The 15857-nt window shown below is 65.1% G+C and carries 16 protein-coding genes; 4 read left to right on the plus strand and 12 right to left on the minus strand.

The window, feature by feature from the left end; genetic code table 11:
* Positions 1–32: 32 nt before the first annotated feature.
* A complete protein-coding gene (locus JQ627_RS32180) occupies positions 33–746 on the minus strand; it encodes an alpha/beta fold hydrolase (RefSeq protein WP_212488375.1) in 714 nt (237 codons plus the stop codon).
* 69 nt (positions 747–815) lie between these two features.
* Entirely contained in the window at positions 816–1244 is a 429-nt protein-coding gene (locus JQ627_RS32185; RefSeq protein ID WP_212488376.1) for a DUF983 domain-containing protein, read from the minus strand.
* Between the two features lie 79 nt (positions 1245–1323).
* Between JQ627_RS32185 and JQ627_RS32190 the strand changes: the two genes are divergently transcribed.
* Positions 1324–2694 (plus strand): PLP-dependent aminotransferase family protein, encoded by a 1371-nt coding sequence (locus JQ627_RS32190; RefSeq protein WP_212488377.1) that lies wholly within the window; start codon positions 1324–1326, stop codon positions 2692–2694.
* Position 2695: 1 nt separating this feature from the next.
* Here JQ627_RS32190 and JQ627_RS32195 read toward each other — a convergent pair whose 3' ends face one another.
* Entirely contained in the window at positions 2696–2962 is a 267-nt protein-coding gene (locus JQ627_RS32195; RefSeq protein WP_212488378.1) for a hypothetical protein, read from the minus strand.
* A 230-nt stretch (positions 2963–3192) separates the two neighbouring features.
* On the opposite strand from JQ627_RS32195, the gene JQ627_RS32200 reads away from it, so the two are divergent.
* On the plus strand, positions 3193–3936 hold the full coding sequence (locus tag JQ627_RS32200; RefSeq protein WP_212488379.1) for a sulfite exporter TauE/SafE family protein: 744 nt from the start codon (positions 3193–3195) through the stop codon (positions 3934–3936).
* On the opposite strand, the gene JQ627_RS32205 is transcribed toward JQ627_RS32200, so the two are convergent.
* The 5 genes from JQ627_RS32205 to JQ627_RS32225 all read right to left on the minus strand — a co-directional run bounded on the left by JQ627_RS32205 (position 3933) and on the right by JQ627_RS32225 (position 11923).
* Entirely contained in the window at positions 3933–5210 is a 1278-nt protein-coding gene (locus JQ627_RS32205; protein WP_212488380.1) for an O-antigen ligase, read from the minus strand. The genes JQ627_RS32200 and JQ627_RS32205 overlap by 4 nt on opposite strands.
* 92 nt (positions 5211–5302) lie before the next feature.
* A complete protein-coding gene (locus tag JQ627_RS32210) occupies positions 5303–6709 on the minus strand; it encodes an MATE family efflux transporter (RefSeq protein ID WP_212488381.1) in 1407 nt (468 codons plus the stop codon).
* Positions 6710–6766: 57 nt separating this feature from the next.
* Positions 6767–8566 (minus strand): ABC transporter ATP-binding protein, encoded by a 1800-nt coding sequence (locus tag JQ627_RS32215; protein WP_212488382.1) that lies wholly within the window; start codon positions 8564–8566, stop codon positions 6767–6769.
* Between the two features lie 421 nt (positions 8567–8987).
* Complete coding sequence (locus JQ627_RS32220) at positions 8988–10571, minus strand: DHA2 family efflux MFS transporter permease subunit (RefSeq protein WP_212488383.1); 1584 nt, start codon at positions 10569–10571, stop codon at positions 8988–8990.
* Positions 10572–10600: 29 nt separating this feature from the next.
* On the minus strand, positions 10601–11923 hold the full coding sequence (locus JQ627_RS32225; RefSeq protein WP_212488384.1) for an HlyD family secretion protein: 1323 nt from the start codon (positions 11921–11923) through the stop codon (positions 10601–10603).
* 198 nt (positions 11924–12121) lie between these two features.
* Between JQ627_RS32225 and JQ627_RS32230 the strand changes: the two genes are divergently transcribed.
* Entirely contained in the window at positions 12122–12757 is a 636-nt protein-coding gene (locus JQ627_RS32230) for a TetR/AcrR family transcriptional regulator (RefSeq protein WP_212488385.1), read from the plus strand.
* Positions 12758–12812: 55 nt separating this feature from the next.
* A complete protein-coding gene (locus JQ627_RS32235) occupies positions 12813–13154 on the plus strand; it encodes a DUF6665 family protein (RefSeq protein WP_212488386.1) in 342 nt (113 codons plus the stop codon).
* Positions 13155–13172: 18 nt separating this feature from the next.
* On the opposite strand, the gene JQ627_RS32240 is transcribed toward JQ627_RS32235, so the two are convergent.
* The 4 genes from JQ627_RS32240 to JQ627_RS32255 form a co-directional block, all read right to left on the minus strand.
* Positions 13173–13760: a histidine phosphatase family protein gene (locus tag JQ627_RS32240; protein ID WP_212488387.1), complete on the minus strand. Its 588-nt coding sequence runs from the start codon at positions 13758–13760 to the stop codon at positions 13173–13175.
* A 1-nt stretch (position 13761) separates the two neighbouring features.
* The gene (locus JQ627_RS32245; RefSeq protein ID WP_212488388.1) at positions 13762–14967 is read right to left on the minus strand and encodes an extensin family protein; all 1206 of its coding nucleotides are present in this window, start codon (positions 14965–14967) and stop codon (positions 13762–13764) included.
* 341 nt (positions 14968–15308) lie between these two features.
* Positions 15309–15446 carry a hypothetical protein gene (locus JQ627_RS32250; RefSeq protein WP_212488389.1) on the minus strand — a complete coding sequence of 46 codons (138 nt, stop codon included), beginning with the start codon at positions 15444–15446 and terminating at the stop codon, positions 15309–15311.
* Between the two features lie 12 nt (positions 15447–15458).
* The gene (locus JQ627_RS32255; RefSeq protein WP_212488390.1) at positions 15459–15641 is read right to left on the minus strand and encodes a hypothetical protein; all 183 of its coding nucleotides are present in this window, start codon (positions 15639–15641) and stop codon (positions 15459–15461) included.
* Positions 15642–15857 lie beyond the last annotated feature (216 nt).

Below are 15857 nucleotides of genomic sequence, written 5' to 3' on the forward strand. Positions count from 1 at the left end.
AGTTCGTGCTGCGCACGCCCCGGAATGACGAACTAAGCGACAATCTCGTTCAACGCGCCCATCAAGGCTTCCGGCGCCGTCACGTTGGGCGCGTGACTGGCGTCGAGCTCGAAATAGCGCCAACCCTCCTCACCCTTCGTCCGCTTGGCGAACTGTCCAAACACGTCGCCTGGCGGAATGCGCTTGCAGTAGATGTAGCTGCGCGGCATGGACGGCTCGCCATGCTCGAGCTTCAGCTTGGTCTCGAAGCATTTGATCGGCATCGCGACGCGGCGGGCGTTGAGCCAGTCGAGATCGGCCTGCGGCGTGTCCGGGGGCGGCGGATTCGGCGGAATGCGGTGGCCATCACCGGAGCTCGCCGCCTTGCGCATCGGCTCGCGCCCGCCCTCGTTGAGATCGAACAGCGACTGGCCGTCGCGCGGCACGAAGGCATCGAGATAGATCAGTTGCGTGACGCGCTCGCGCGCACGATCGGCGACGCCGGTCGCGACCATGCCGCCATAGCTGTGGCCGAGCAGCACGATGTCGCTGAGGTCCTCGAAGGCGATGACGTTGAGGATGTCCTGGATATGCGTTTCCAGATCGACCGCGGGACTGGCCAGATGCGCGCGCTCACCGAGCCCGGTATAGGTCGGCGCAACCAGGTGGTGGCCGGCCTTCGCCATCAGCGGATGCATCTTCTTCCAGGCCCATCCGCCGGACCATGCACCATGACAGAGCAGAAAAGTCTTCGAGCGTGCGGCCATCGGCGTTTCCATCGTTCTTCTTTGTACGATGGAGTGTAGCGGCCGAACGCGCGATGTAAACGCCGCCGCTCAGGCCGCGCGCGCGTCCGCCTTCACCAGCACCGGCGCAAGCTCGGCGGCTTCCCGCCGCAACTTGCTCGCCTCGAAACCGTGCATGCCGATCTGCCATTGCAGTCCGACGATGGCGCCCTTGGTCGGTTGCAACAGTGCGAGCGAGGCAAACAGCGTCACCGGCAGCCACACCGCCAGTTGCAGCCAGACGGCCGGGGCATAGGCGGTCTCGACCGCGAGGATCGCCGGTACCACGAGATGGCCGACCAAAACGATCACGAGATAAGCGGGGAAGTCGTCGGCGCGCTGGTGGAACAGCTCCTCGCCGCAATGGTCACAGGTGTCGGCGACCTTCAGGAAACGGCCGAACAGATGGCCTTCGCCGCAGTTCGGGCACTTGCCCCGGAAACCGCGCCACATCGCCTTTGCCAGAGAGACCGTCGCCATGACCACACCTCTTCCTTTTCGCTGATCCATACAATAATGTCTTGCATCCATACATTCAAAGGGAACGGGCCTAAATTGCATGGATTGGAGCCCTACAATCTCGGAGCTGAGCGGCCCGCGCTACCAGCGCATCGTCGAGGCCATGGAGGCCGACATCGCCGCGGGCCGGCTGGTGCGCGGCCAGCAATTGCCGACGCAACGCGCGCTGGCAAAAGCACTCGGCATCGACCTCACCACGGTGACGCGCGCCTACACCGAGGCGCGCCGCCGCGGCATCATGGAAGCGCGCGTCGGCCAGGGATCGTTCGTGTCGGAGACCAGCGCGCGCCGCGCGGTCGACCTGCCGCATCCGGTCGCGATCGACCTCTCGATGAACGTGCCGCCACATCCGCTGGAAGCGCAGCTCGACGAGCGCATCATCGCCGGGATGGAAGCCCTCCGCGCCCAATCGGGCCTGACCGCATTCCTGAACTACCAGCCGCCCGGCGGCAGCACGCATGAGCGCGAGGTCGCGGCGCGCTGGATGCGCGCACGCGTGCCGCATGCGCACGCCGACAGGCTCGTGATCTTTCCCGGCGCGCAAACGATCCTGTTCAACCTGCTCGCGCACCTCGCGCGGCCGGGCGATGTCGTGCTGACGGAAGCGCTCACCTTCCCCGGCATCAAGGCCGCCGCCGCCCAGCTCGGCGTCAAGCTCGTGAGCGTCGCCATGGACGACGGCGGCATCCTGCCCAATGCGCTGGCGAAGGCGTGCCGCGCGCACAAGCCGAAAGCCGTCTATCTCATTCCGACGCTGCACAATCCGACCACGGCGACGCTGTCCGCGGAGCGCCGTGACGCCATCGCAAAAATCATCAGCGATGCCGACACGATCCTGATCGAGGACGACGCCTACGGGCTGCTCGATCGCGCGGCCTCGCCGATCGCCAACCTCATTCCGGAACGGACGTATCTCGCGACGACGCTGTCAAAGTGCATCGCGCCGGCGCTGCGCGTCGCCTATCTCGTCACGCCCGACAGCGCCGCACAGCAGCAGATGCGGACTTATCTGCAGGCGACGGTGCAGATGCCGGCGCCGCTGATGGTCGCGCTGGTGACGCACTGGATCGAAGGCGGCATTGCCGATCGCATCATCACGGCCATTCGCAACGAGGCGGTTGGGCGCCAGCAACTCGCACAGCGCGCGCTGAAAGGATTTCAGTTCCTGGCCAAGCCCGCCGCCCATCATCTATGGCTGCGGTTGCCCGAGGGCCGGCCCGACGTCGCGGGTTACCTGTTGCGGAATGGCCTCGCGGTCGTCGCCGGCGATGCCTTCACAGTGGACGGAACGCCGCCACATGCGGCGCGCGTCTCACTCGGCGCGGCACGCAACAGGGCTGAGTTGACCGAAGCGCTGCGCATCCTGGTCGGCGCGCTGCACAGGCCCGCCGACACCAGGCAGATCGTCTAGATCAATTGTGGTGACGGCGATGACGCGGGCGGACGACCGGCGCAACAGGTGACGGATAGGCCTGCGATGCGAAGGCATCGCTCGGCACTCCCTGCAGCCCGTGCGCCGCTCTGCCCGCAGGCGTGAGCTGGCCACCGTTCAGCACGTCACGATCAGGGTGTGCGGCCTGATAGGCCGCGGGTTCGGAAAACTGCGCCTGCGCCATGGTCGGCATCAGGGCCGCCGCAAACAGCAGCGCGGCCACAACGGCAATCTTCGTGCGGGTCATGGTCGTTCTCCATCATCACGTTCGGGGAAGAGGCCAATCGGAGCGCATCATGGCGTCGGGCGGGTCCGGATTGAAGTACGGTCATCATGTAGGCCTGTCTTTGGCGAAAGCCCGCGGTTGGGGATCACGCTTGCGTGCGGATTTGGAATTGACCTGCACGGCCGCAGCCGTGCTATGCGGGCGTTGGCGATCAACAGTTCGGGATCGCCCGTTGCGACAAGGACAATCTGTTGGAAACGCTCACTTATGCGCTGCTGCTGTTCGGGGCGCTGGCTGGCGGCTTCGTCTCGGGGCTGGCCGGCTTCGGCACCGCGCTGATGGCGCTCGGCATCTGGCTCTACGTCCTGCCGCCGTCGCTCGCGGTGCCCCTGGTGCTGATCTGCTCGGTGATCGCGCAGGCCTCGACGCTGCCGTCGATGTGGAAGAGCTTTGACCTGTCGCTGGTGTGGCCATTCCTGATCGGAGGACTGATCGGCGTGCCGCTCGGAACCCTGATGGTCGCTTCCGCCGATCCAAAAGTGTTCAAGTTGAGCGTTGGCGTGCTGATCCTGATCTTCTCGACAGCGCTCTATCTCAACAAGACGCCCCTCGCCGTCAAATTCGGCGGCCGCATCGCCGACGGTGCGATCGGCTTTGCCGGCGGCATTCTTGGCGGCCTTGCCGGCTTGTCCGGGCCGCTGCCGATCCTGTGGGCCAACATCCGCGGCTGGAACAAGCATGAGCGCCGCGGGATCTTCCAGCTCTTCAATTTCACCGTGCTCGCCGCTGCGCTGGTGTTGCAGACCGCCTCGGGCTTCGTCGAATTCAAGGTGATCTGGCTCGCAGCGGTCGCCTTTCCGGGTACGCTGATTGGCGCATGGGCCGGCGCGCGCGTCTATCACGCGCTGAACGACAAGCATTTTGGCGATGTCGTGCTCGGCCTGTTGTTCCTGTCGGGCCTGACCCTCGTCTGGAACAGTATGGCCGCGCTCTAGCTCGACGTCTTCTTCGCAGCGAGCGCCATGCCGCCGGCGACGCCGACACCGAGCACGTAGATCCAGCCCGAGGTGAAATCGAACAGATGCGTGTTGAGCAGTGAGGACAGCATGTTCTGCACCACGACCAGCATGCCGATCCAGCAGGCCAGCCCCTCGCCGCGAAACATCAGGAGGTGCGCGATCCACAGCGCGTAGAGGACCAGCACGCCGACGACGCCCCACTGCACGGCATTGCTGAGGGTCTGATTGTGCGGGTTGCTGACGATCTCGCCGCGCAGCGGGTCGTCGTGCGGATTGGCGGCCACGCGGGCGAACAGACCGCGGATCGAGCCGGTGCCGTGACCGATCAGCGGCGCGTCGGCGATGAACCCAAGGGACTTCCGCCAATATTCGAGACGTGAGCCCATGCCGCTGATCGAGTTGTTCTCGGCCTCCAGACTCCTTTCATAATCGCCCTGGAACTTGCCGACGGTCGCGCGCAGATGCGGCGAGACGGCCCAGAGCGCTACCGCGACCAACGCCGTCGCAGCGCCGGCGACGAGCGCGGCCCGCCAGCGCAGATGCAGCAGCGCAAACACCACGAGCAGGACCGGCAGCGTCACCAGCGCCGTGCGCGAGACCACGACGAACATCATGTTGGCGAGGAAGCCGAGCAACACGGCGAACAACACCGCGATCCGAACGCGGCCCCGGCGGACCAGGGTCACGATCGGATAGACCAGCGCGATCGCACAGAGCGCGAATTCCTGGCTCTGGTCGATATAATTGCGCACGGCAATCCCGCTCTCGACCTGATAGGGCCCGCGCGACAGATAGAGCTTTAGCGAGAGCCTGGGATCGATCGCAACAGTAAAGGAGTACAGCATAAGCAGCGTGCAAGAGACCAGGAACGCCGCAAAAACCCATTTGCCGTAGGGCCAGCGCTCGAACTGGTAGATCAGCAGCGGGATCACCAGCAGTTTTGCCGGCGGCCCGAGCGCGTGCAGCCGCTCGGCCCAGGGCGCATCCGACCAGAGCGTGCCGACGAGGGCGAGGGTGACCAGCGCGATCGGCAGCAGGCAGACCGGGCGCAGCAGCGAGCGCGGGAATTCACGAAGGTCGACGAAAGCAAAGGCGATCAGCCAGGGCACGAGCGCAAAGGTCACGCCCGTGGTGCTCCAGGGCAGCAGCAGCGCGACCAGCGCAACGAAGCGGGCCGGTGTGCGGTAGCGCGCTGCCCAGATCGCGGAGAGCCAGGACGCTCGTCCCTGCTCGTTCAACACCTCGGTCATTCCTGTCCCCGGCAGATTCGCGCCGACCCACGGCGCGGCAAACTAGCCGGAGCCGTGAGTGGGCGACAAGCATGCATGCGTTCAATCCGTCGCTACGCGGGCTCGCGCACGGGAGGCACGACCGGCTCGGCGACCACTGGCTCCGCAACCGTCTCCCGTGGCGGCGGCACGAGGCGTTTGCTGAATTCGCGGTGTAGCAACCACAGGCTCATACCGGCCTGAAGCGTTGTTGTCGCGATCGACAAATACCATACGTGCTCCATCCGGAAGCCCGGCCACGTCGAGAGCCAGATCGACGGGAGGGAATAGGTGAGGACCCGCGTTGCCGAGCTCCACAACACCGGCTTGGTGTTGCCGAGTCCCTGGAACATGCTGGAGCAGGTAAAGATCAGCCCCTGCGCTACCATGTTGAGCGAGACGATCCGCAGAAAGAGCGACGCAACCGCCATCGTCTCTCGATCATTCGAGAAGCCGGCAAGCAACAAACCCGGCCCGAGCTGCGCGAGGATCATAAAAATGATCATCACGGCGGTCGCGATGAGCGCCGCTTTGACGAAGGTCTCCCGTACGCGCTCGCCATTGCCGGCGCCGAAATTCTGGCCGGCGATCGGCCCTGCGGCGAGCGCGATGGCGAGCGCCGGCATCTGGATCAGGCCAAGGACACGCGTCCCGATACCAAATCCGGCCTGCGCCGCCGGGCCGAAAACGCTCAGCACGTAATAGCCCACGGCCATGATGATGAAGATCATCACGAACTCGCCGCCGGCGGGCAGGCCGACATTGAGAATTCGCTTCCATTGCCGAAGCTGCGGCTGCCATTGCGCAGGGCGGAAGGCGACGTAACGCTCCAGCTTGAGGAAATAGGCGAGCAGCATCAGCACGCCGATGAAGACGGCGATCGAGCTTGCAAGGCCCGCTCCGGCAACACCGAGCGCGTGCCCGGTGCCCCAGCCCGAGATCAGCACCGGCGCCAGCGCTATGTTGATGACCACGGCCAACACCTGCACCAGCATGCTCGGCCGCACGATGCCGGTCGCCCGCAACGCGGACGCCATCACTTGCGTCGCAAATTGCAGCGCCAGCGCCGGCATGAACCAGAGCAGATAGACGGTACCGGCTTCGACGGTGGCGTCGTCGGCAGCAACTGCGCGCATATAGGGACGCGACAACGCAAAGCCCGCGACCAATGTCAGCAGCCCGAACAGCACCGACAGGACAACCGACTGGTTGAAGACCAGATTGGCATCGTCCCGATCCTTGCGTCCCACGGCGTGCGCGATCAGCGCAACCGTGCCGACGCCGAGCACCTGCATCAGCGCATTGACGAGAAAGCCGGCGTTGCCGGCCGCGGCGACGCCCGCGATCGCCGCCTCGCCCAGGCTTGAGACGAAGTACAGGTCGACGAGCTGGCAGAGCATGATCGTGATCATGCCGACCACGATCGGAGGCGCCATGTGCAAGATGTGGCTCACGATGGAGCCGCGTGTCAGGTCTCTCATGTCATTCCATCCTTGACGACGTGGCGACGGGACTTTCGTCCCGCTGCCGCGCGCCTCTCATTCCGCCGCCGCGATGCGCCCGAGCTCCACCACCTGGCGCTCGAACAGGCCGCGATAGATGCCGCCAGACTTGCCCGCGAGCACGGTATGCGTGCCCTGCTCGACGATCTCGCCGCGGTCGAACACCAGAATGCGATCGAGGCTGCGCACCGTCGACAGGCGGTGCGCGATCACGATCGAGGTCCGGCCCTTCATCAGCCGCTCCATCGCCTGCTGGATCAGCGCCTCCGATTCCGAATCGAGGCTTGATGTCGCCTCGTCCAGGATCAGCACCGGCGCATCGGCCAGAAAAGCGCGCGCCAGCGCCACGCGTTGACGTTCGCCGCCCGACAGTTTGACGCCGCGCTCGCCGACCAGCGTGCCGTAGCCCTTCGGCAGGCGCAGGATGAAGTCGTGCGCATTCGCCAGCCGCGCCGCCTGCTCGATTGCCTCCAGGCCGGCGCCGGGCCGGCCATAGGCGATGTTCTCGGCCAGCGAACGGTGAAACAGGATCGGGTCCTGCTGCACGATCGCGATCTGGCTGCGCAGCGATTGCTGCGTAGCGAGAGCGATGTCCTGCCCGTCGATGAGCACGCGGCCATCAGAGACGTCGTAGAGACGCTGCACCAGCTTGACGAAGGTCGTCTTGCCGGAGCCCGAGCGGCCGACCAGCCCGACGCGCTCGCCGGCGCGGATCGTGACCGACAGTCCGTCGTATAGTGGCGCGCGATGGCCGCCATAGTGGAACGTGACGTCGTCGAACACGATCTCGCCGCCCTCGATCGCGATCGGTCGCGCACTGGCCGCATCGGCGATCCCGATCGGCTCGTCATGGATCGCCACCAGCTCCTCCATGTCGTTGACCGAGCGTTGGAGGTTGTTGATGTGCATGCCGACGTCGCGCAAATAGGCGTGGATGACGTAGTAGCTCGTCAGCACGTAGGTGACGTCGCCGGGCGAGGCATGTCCCGACATCCACAGCAGCACCGAGCCGCCGATCACGGACGCGCGCAGGCATAGCAGCAGCGAGAGCTGCGACATGGCCGTGTAGTTGTAGCGGAACCAGGTCCGCCGCACCCGCACGCGCCAGCGGCTGATGACGCGCGCGAGCCGCGAATCCTCGCGCGCTTCCGCGCCGAAGGATTTGACCACGGCATTGCACGTCAGCGCATCCGCCAGTGTACCGCCGACCTTGGTGTCCCAGGCATTGGAGACGCGCGCGGCCGGCGCGATGTAGCGCGTCGAGAACAGCACCGTCATCGTGACATAGGCCAGCGCGCCAAGCGCGATCACGGCGCCGAGCGAAGTCCAGTGCACGCCGAGCAGGATCATCGATCCGATCAGCACGACCAGCGACGGCAGCAGCGCCAGCAGGATTGTGTCGTTCAAGAGGTCAAGCGCCCACATGCCGCGCGTGATCTTGCGCACGGTGGAGCCGGCGAAGGAGTTGGCGTGCCAGTCGGTCGAGAAGCGCTGCACGCGCATGAAGGCGTCCTGCGCGACCTCCGACATGAGCTTCAGCGTGAACGGCACGATGGCTTGCAAGCCTGCTAACCGCAGCACCATCGAAGCCGCGCCCAGCGCCACGATGGCGCCGAAGGCCACCAGCGCCGCCTGGCGCGCATCGGGATCGGAGGGGCCGCGCGTCAGCGCATCGATCAGATGTCCGGAGAAGACCGGCATGAACAGGTCGGCAGCGGTCGCGCCCAGCAGGCTGCCGACGACGACAAGCGTCCGTCCCGGCTGCTTCAGCCAGTGTCGGAACACGAAGGGCAGGACCACGCGTATCGCCGCGGGCTTCTTTGAAAGAGCGGTCATGGCTTCATCCGGCCGCTTCTCAGGCGGGCCGGCTCCATCGATGGACGCAAGGCGGCCGCGAAGGCCGGGACGGCGTCACTTAGGACTGATCTTGACTTGGGAAGTGGAGCGATCGGGACGCTTGGTCGAAACCTTGGCCCAATCGAAGCTGGCGGAAAGGACCTCTTACGAGGTCGAGCACATACCGAGCCAGAAGGTCATCGAGCGCGGAAATGCGATCTGCGAATGCGACGAAATCATGCAAATCTCTCCCCGGTTCGAATAAATGAGGTGCGCTTTATAGATGTGTCGTTTCCGGTTTGCAACGGGGCTCCCGCGAGATCGCGGACGAGTGTTGCAATTTGGTGCGGGGGTGCGAGGTGCGCGTTGCCCCCCGCCTCATTCTCCGCTGTCATCCCCCGCGAAGGGGAATGTGGCTCGCCTAGTGCGCGTCGCCGCCGCCGGCGAGCGCGGCCGGCTTGTTCAGCAGCATCACCAGCAGGCTGAGCCCGAGATAGAACACCGTCAGCACGAAGAAGGCATCGCCAAAGCTCATCACCACCGCCTGGCGGTGCACGATCTGGCTGAGCTGCTTCATCGCCATCAGCGTGGAGTCGCCGAGCCCCTGGAACTTCTGCATGAACATGGTCAGGGTTTCAGTCGCGGTCGCGTTGCCCCAGGTCACGCGCTCCTGCAGGCGCGTGATGTGCAGGTCGGTGCGGTCGTTGAGCACGGTGTTGATGACGGCGAGCCCGACCGCACCGCCGAGATTGCGCATCAGGTTGAACAGGCCCGAGGCGTTCTTCACCCGGTCGGGCGCCAGCGTGCCGAGCGCGATGTTGTTGGTCGGCACCATCGCGAACATCATGCCGATGCCGCGCAGGATCTGCGGCACCAGCAGCTCGTAGAAATCGTAATCGCGCGTGATCCAGGTCATCTGGTACGAGCCGATCGCGAACACGATCAGGCCGAACGCGATCATGTAGCGCATGTCGATCTTCACCATGAGCCGGCCGACCAGCGGCGCGACCAGGAACATGGTGATGCCCGAGACGAACATGGTCTCGCCGATCATCAACGCGCTGTAGCCGCGCACCTCGGCGAGGTAACGCGGATAGATGTAGGTGAGGCCATAGAGGCCGATGCCGATGCAGAACTGCAAGACGCAACCTACGGCGAAATTGCGGTTGGAGAAGGTGCGCAGATTGACGATCGGCTCGGCCGCGGTGAAGACGCGCCAGAAGAAGGCGATCGCCGAGATCGCGCAAATCCAGGCGCAGATCGCAACGGACGTGTCCTGCATCCATTCATGCTGCGGACCTTCCTCCAGCACATATTCCAGCGTGCCGAGGAAGCCGGCCATGAACAACAGGCCCCACCAGTCGAAGCGGTCGAGCAGCTCGAAATGCGGCTCGTCGAAATCGACCAGCGCCAGCACGCCCAGGGTGATGCCGATGCCGGGCACGACGTTGATGAAGAACAGCCAGTTCCACGACATCAGGTCGGTGATGTAGCCGCCGACCGTCGGGCCGATCGTGGGAGCCAGGGTTGCAACAAGCCCGATGATGGGACCGACGATATGGAATTTGGAGCGCGGGAACACGGTGTATGCCGAGGCGAACACCGTGGGGATCATGCCGGCGCCCAAAAAGCCCTGCAGCGCGCGCCAGAGGATCATCTCCTCGATCGTCGTGGCGAAGCCGCAGAGCAGGCTCGAGGCGGTGAAGCCCGCCGCCGAGATCGCGAACAATAGCCGCGTGCCGAAAGCGCGCGACAAGAAGCCCGACAGCGGGATCGCGATGACTTCGGCGATCAGATAGGCGGTCTGGACCCAGGCGACCTCGCTGGAGCTTGCCGACAGGCCAGCCTGGATTTCACTCAAGGAAGCCGAGACGATCTGGATGTCCAGGATCGACATGAACATCCCGAACACCATGATGATGAAGGCGAACAGCCGCTTCGGCGCGATGCGCTCCGAAGCGGGGTTCGCCATCATGGCGGGTGAAGCGGTGGTGGCGTTGGCCATGGTCTGACCTCGCAGCGCTCGGTTTGTGGCTACTGCGGGTGGATCGCGGTGGGATCGTCGAGATCGATCTCGCTGTCGGCGTCGGCCGCGCCCTTGTTGGTGTCGACGGTCGCGTAGACCGACATGCCGGCGCGGAGCAGGTTCTGCTTCGCGACCGACTTCGGCACGCGGATGCGGACCGGCACGCGCTGCACGATCTTGGTGAAGTTGCCGGTGGCGTTGTCAGGCGGCAGCAGCGTGAATACCGAGCCCGCGCCCGCTGCGATGCTGTCGACGACGCCGGCGAACTTGCGCATGCCGTAGGCATCGACCTTGATCGTCACCGGCTGGCCGGGACGGATCCGCTTGAGCTGGGTTTCCTTGAAATTGGCGTCGATATAGACGTCATTGAGCGGGACGATGTTGCCGAGGCGCTGGCCGACCGCGACGAAGTCGCCGGCGCTGACGAGGCGGTTCGAGAACGTGCCGTCGACCGGCGCGCGCACCGCGGTGAAGGCGAGATCGCGCTCGGCCTTGGCGAGCGAGGTCTTGAGCTCGGCGAGCTGCGCCTGCGCTTCGGCCTGCTGCGCCTTGGTGACGTCGACATTGCTGACAGCGACGTCGTAGGCGGCCTGCGCGGCCTTGACCGCGGCGGCGCCCTGGTCGCGTCCGGCTTCCGAGCTTTCGAACGTGGCGCGCGAGGCAAAGCCCTTGCTGCTCAGCGCCTGCTGCCGCTCATAATCGAGATCGGCGCGCTTGAGGCCCGCTTCCGCGGAGACGAGTTGCGCCCTGGCCTGTGCAACCTGGCTCTCGAGCGCTGCAATCTGGCGGCCGATGCGATCGATGGTGGCCTGCTGGGTCGCGATCCGGGTCGCGGCGGCATCGACCGCGATCTTGTAGTCGCCGTCATCGATGCGGAAGACAATATCGCCCGCGCGCACGGTCGTGTTGTCGCCGGCGAGGATCGAGGAGATGTGGCCGGCAACGCGCGCGCCCAGCATGGTGTTGTTGGCGCGGACATAGGCGTCGTCGGTGGAAACGTAGAAGCGGCCGACCAGCGTGTAGTAGCCGGCATAGCTTGCGGCGGCGAGCGCCAGCACGAGGCCAACGCCCATCAGCACGAACTTGCGCTTGCCGGACTTCGGCGCGCCGGCTGCAGCCGGCGCCTCCGGCGCTGGTGCGGCCGGCCTGTCGGTCACGGGCTTCTCCGGCGCCTCGGCGGTGCGGCGCTTGGTTTCATCCGCCACATGAGAGCGCAACTGCTCGGCAAGTGCTGCTGATGTCTCGGTCGCAGCATCAGCCCCCTGCTCCGGCGGCGTCTCGACCGTTTCCTGGCGAAGGACGCGCGCAGCCTGGTCTCTCGATACGGCCATAAAGGCCTCCCCAACAAAAAAGCGCGACCAAGGACGGCCGCCCAGGCGGCCGGTTCCCTCCCGCCTATTCCAAATATCATTGACCGAACGGTTCGGTCAATATACATAATGTTACCGAGCAGACCCTACTGGCCCGAATCCTTTATTTGGGTTTCATGGTCCGGGACCGATCCAAAAACCTTCCGAGACGCTGAACCAATGGTTGTAGCTGCCAGCGAACATCTGCACGTCATCCAGGAAGAGGACAGCTCCAAGCGCCGCCAGATTCTGGACGGGGCCCGCAGGGTGTTCATGGATCTCGGTTTCGACGGTGCCAGCATGGGCGAGATCGCGCGTGCCGCGCAGGTCTCCAAGGGCACGCTCTACGTCTACTTCGCCGACAAATGCGCGCTGTTCGAAGCCATCCTCGAGCAGGAGGCGCTCCAGCACGGCCAGGTCGTGTTCAATTTCGATCCCGCGCGCGACGCCGCGACCACGCTGAAGGATTTTGGCCAGGCCTATATCCATTTGCTGTGCCGCCCCGGCGGCGGATCGGCGATCCGCACCGTGATGGCGATCGCCGAGCGCATGCCCGATGTCGGCCGCCGCTATTATCTGCGCGTGCTGGACAAGACCATCAACCGGCTCTCCGAGTATCTCAAAATCCATGTCGCTTCCGGCGATCTCAGGATCGACGATTGCGATCTTGCGGCGTCGCAGTTCATGGAACTGTGCAAGGCCTCACTCTTCCTGCCCTTCGTCTTCCAGGCCGCGCCCGCGCCGTCGGAAGCGCGCATGACCGAGGTGGTCGACAGCGCGACGCGGATGTTTCTGGCAGCGTACCGGGCGAAGTAGCAGCGAGCGGGCTACGCGTTGCGCAGGACGCTCCCGCACCACTATATTCAGTGCCATGTCCCGTGATCTTCGCCCGCCGGTCGATATCCTTCATTACGAGATCATCCAGGAACAGGCCTCGGCGCTTGGACGGATGGGCAGCGCACTCGAACAGAGCCTCGCGCGCTTGCGCGAGTTCGACGCCGCTCACGCGCTCTCGGAGGCACCGGCCTCAATGCAACCGGCGAGGCGCAAGCTGGTGATGGAAGCCGGCCAGGCGCTCTGGATGTTCGTGGTGCAACGTGAGGCGTCCGGCTTGCGCGACAGCCGCCATATCATGCGGACCTACAACGTTCCGGGCGAGGTGCAGCTGTGCATGGGGCTGGTCCCCGCACCGTCGAAGCCGGCCTCGAAGTGACCGTCCAGCCTCCCGGAGCTAGGCCCCGATCTCTTCCATCCTGCGCCACCCATGCAGGACGCGGCGCCCTTCCCGGCTGAATGCGAAGCAGTTGCCGCCGCCGGCCGTCTGATCGTGAACGCGATCGATGAGATGACCGGCAGTGTGGCAGAACAGCAGCGTGCCGACGGCGCCGTGACCAACGAAGAGAACATCGCCGGGGCGATCTCGGGCCAGTACCTCCTCGGCCTCGCGTACGATGCGGGCCTGCGCGTCAATTGCGCGCTCCCAGCCGCGGACGCTGAGATGCGGTTCCGCAAAGAACTGATCGGCGACTTGCTCGAACTCGGCCGGCTTCAGGAAGCCGGTGGCCGAGCGATCGTTCTCGTGCATGGCCTCGCGGATCTCGATCATGACGCCGAGCCTGCCTGCGATTATGCCGGCGGTCTCGATCGCCTTGCGCTCGCCGCTGGAGATGATCTGCGTGGTGTTCTCAAGCCAGCCGGCACTCGCCAGCGCTTCGGTGCGCGTTCGACCGGTCGGGCTGAGGCCCCATTGCGGCACGGGTACCGCGGGATCGATTTGCACCTGCGGGTGGGTGAGATAGCGGACGATGTCGGCGGTCATCTTAATCGTCGGCGTACTCGTCTTCTTCCTGCTTGCGCGTCGTGGTCTTGCGCGTTCCGAGCGAGCCCGTGACATAGGGATCGCGTCTGCCTGCGTAAGGGCTACGCGACTGCGCACGCGAGGCGACCTCGTCGCCCGAGACGGCGGCCGGCTGGCAGATCAGGCGGCGGCTGGCGCGACGCATCAGATCCACGTGGATGTGATCGTAGTGATAGACGTTCGAGCCCGGCGCGAGCACGGTGGTGAAATGCGCGCATGCACCCGACTGCACGTCGCGCAGGAACCCCTGCTCTTCCGGCATGCCGCGCCAACCGTCCTTCACGGTGACGCGGCGACCGTCGGCGAGCACGAAGGCGGCGATGTCGAGCGCATTGCCGAAGGCGTGCTCGGAAATGTGGGCATGCGAGTTGCCGTTCATGCCGCGGCAGGAATAGGCGGAGATCTGCTTGATCTCGACCACCCGTGCGCCGAACCAGCGCATCGCCGACGGCTGCACGGTATCGGCGAGCCAGCGGTCCAGTTCGGAGACGATCGGGCAGGCCAGCGTCGCAGTCGGCTTCACTGCAACGGGACCGACGGCGATGACGGGATTGCCCTGCGCCGGACCAAGACGCGGCAACGGCTGCTGCGCAGGCGCCTGCGAGTAAGGTGCCGGCCGTGCCGGATAGCTCGGCGCATTCATGTAGCGCGCCGCGCCCGCGGCATCGGTGCCTTCGGGCGGCAGGTCGATCTCGTCCTCTTGCTGCGCCACGCCGGGCGCGTTCAGCGACATCGGGCCGGGCGAGTTGCCATAGCCGGAGGGCTGGCGCACCGCGCTCTCGGGATAGTTCGACCGCTGTGGGTAGGAGGATGATGGATAGTTCTGGCTCTGCGGAGCGTTCGATCGCGGCTGCGTCACCGGCCACCGCGGCTGACTGCCGACACTCGCCGGCGGGCGCAGTTCCTCGTCGGCAAAGCCATAGCTGCCCGAGGCTTCGCCGATGGCAGCGACCTTCAACGGGAACTCGGCGCCGCACATGCCGGGGCCCGAGATCGGGTCGATGCGGACGAGATCCGGCCCCTCTTTCACCGCGCCCGATTTCAGGCATGCGGCTTCCGCCTCGGCCCGCCACGGTTCGCGTTCGGCCTGGAAAAAGCCGCGTCCGCAACCCGCAAGCGAAACAAGGACGATGGAGCCGACGAGATACAAACGAACTCCGCGCGTCATGCACGCACGTTCGGTGAATTTACTTAAAGACTCTTCAACGCTTTGATTTCAGTGTTCTTTAACCATACTGGCGCGCACACGCGTAAGCAGCCCGGCATGAGCGGAAGCAACGCTGACTTTTTCGGAGAGAGACTCTCTGTTAACCATGATGCGCTCGCGAAGGGGACAACAACGGGAGCGATCTTATGACGTTCACCGGAAGACTGAGCGTGATCGCCGCGTACCTCGCGATGGCGTTCGTCTGCGCCATCGTGCTCGGCATGATCTAGAGACATCACCGACCGCATCACGGGCTTGCCGGCGACACCGGATCATCCGGCCGCCGGACGTTTTTGCTTTGCTCAGAAATTCGAGCAGGACGATCCCGTGAAGCCGCCGATCTTGAAGTCGTGACCGACGAGACCGGGATTATCAGGATCGGGATAGCCGTCGTCCTTCTCGCCAACGGTATGACTGAAGCGCCAGCCCCGCGCGCGCATGCAGCGCTTGTATTACGCCGATGTCGCCGTGCCGTTCTGCGGCGCGCCGAGTTGCGCATCGCAGAACGCGCTGTCGACATGCAGCGCATCGTCGCCGCGCTGCTGCTTCAACATGTTGTTGCAGACGTCGGTGTCGGCGTGCGCCGGGATCGCGCTGCAGATCAGCAGCGCGGCGATGAAGCCGAGACGTTTCATGTTGGCTCTCCCCGCATGCGTCGGAGCGCAGCGGAATGTGAGACGGGGTGGGGTGACAGTCTCACCACGCAAGCGGTGCCCGAGTGGAGAGACCACCCCCACCCCGCTCGCGCTGCGCGCGATCGACCCTCCCCCTCCAGGGCAGGGGAATCGCATGTGATCTTTTCGTAAGGCATTGCGATTTTGGCAGAAATCGATTCTGACGGTGGCTCCTGA

The organism is Bradyrhizobium liaoningense (assembly GCF_018130785.1).
Taxonomy (GTDB): Bacteria; Pseudomonadota; Alphaproteobacteria; order Rhizobiales; family Xanthobacteraceae; genus Bradyrhizobium; species Bradyrhizobium liaoningense_A.

Excerpts from the sequence above, each read along its gene's own strand:
- JQ627_RS32250 (WP_212488389.1), bottom strand. The coding sequence starts at position 15,446 with ATGCGCGCGCGGGGCTGGCGCTTCAGTCATACCGTTGGCGAGAAGGAC.
- JQ627_RS32205 (WP_212488380.1), bottom strand. The coding sequence starts at position 5,210 with ATGACCGAGGTGTTGAACGAGCAGGGACGAGCGTCCTGGCTCTCCGCG.
- JQ627_RS32180 (WP_212488375.1), bottom strand. The coding sequence starts at position 746 with ATGGCCGCACGCTCGAAGACTTTTCTGCTCTGTCATGGTGCATGGTCC.
- JQ627_RS32245 (WP_212488388.1), bottom strand. The coding sequence starts at position 14,967 with ATGACGCGCGGAGTTCGTTTGTATCTCGTCGGCTCCATCGTCCTTGTT.
- JQ627_RS32240 (WP_212488387.1), bottom strand. The coding sequence starts at position 13,760 with ATGACCGCCGACATCGTCCGCTATCTCACCCACCCGCAGGTGCAAATC.
- JQ627_RS32215 (WP_212488382.1), bottom strand. The coding sequence starts at position 8,566 with ATGACCGCTCTTTCAAAGAAGCCCGCGGCGATACGCGTGGTCCTGCCC.
- JQ627_RS32220 (WP_212488383.1), bottom strand. The coding sequence starts at position 10,571 with ATGGCCAACGCCACCACCGCTTCACCCGCCATGATGGCGAACCCCGCT.
- JQ627_RS32210 (WP_212488381.1), bottom strand. The coding sequence starts at position 6,709 with ATGAGAGACCTGACACGCGGCTCCATCGTGAGCCACATCTTGCACATG.
- JQ627_RS32225 (WP_212488384.1), bottom strand. The coding sequence starts at position 11,923 with ATGGCCGTATCGAGAGACCAGGCTGCGCGCGTCCTTCGCCAGGAAACG.
- JQ627_RS32185 (WP_212488376.1), bottom strand. The coding sequence starts at position 1,244 with ATGGCGACGGTCTCTCTGGCAAAGGCGATGTGGCGCGGTTTCCGGGGC.
- JQ627_RS32230 (WP_212488385.1), top strand. The coding sequence starts at position 12,122 with ATGGTTGTAGCTGCCAGCGAACATCTGCACGTCATCCAGGAAGAGGAC.
- JQ627_RS32195 (WP_212488378.1), bottom strand. The coding sequence starts at position 2,962 with ATGACCCGCACGAAGATTGCCGTTGTGGCCGCGCTGCTGTTTGCGGCG.
- JQ627_RS32190 (WP_212488377.1), top strand. The coding sequence starts at position 1,324 with ATGGATTGGAGCCCTACAATCTCGGAGCTGAGCGGCCCGCGCTACCAG.
- JQ627_RS32235 (WP_212488386.1), top strand. The coding sequence starts at position 12,813 with ATGTCCCGTGATCTTCGCCCGCCGGTCGATATCCTTCATTACGAGATC.
- JQ627_RS32255 (WP_212488390.1), bottom strand. The coding sequence starts at position 15,641 with ATGAAACGTCTCGGCTTCATCGCCGCGCTGCTGATCTGCAGCGCGATC.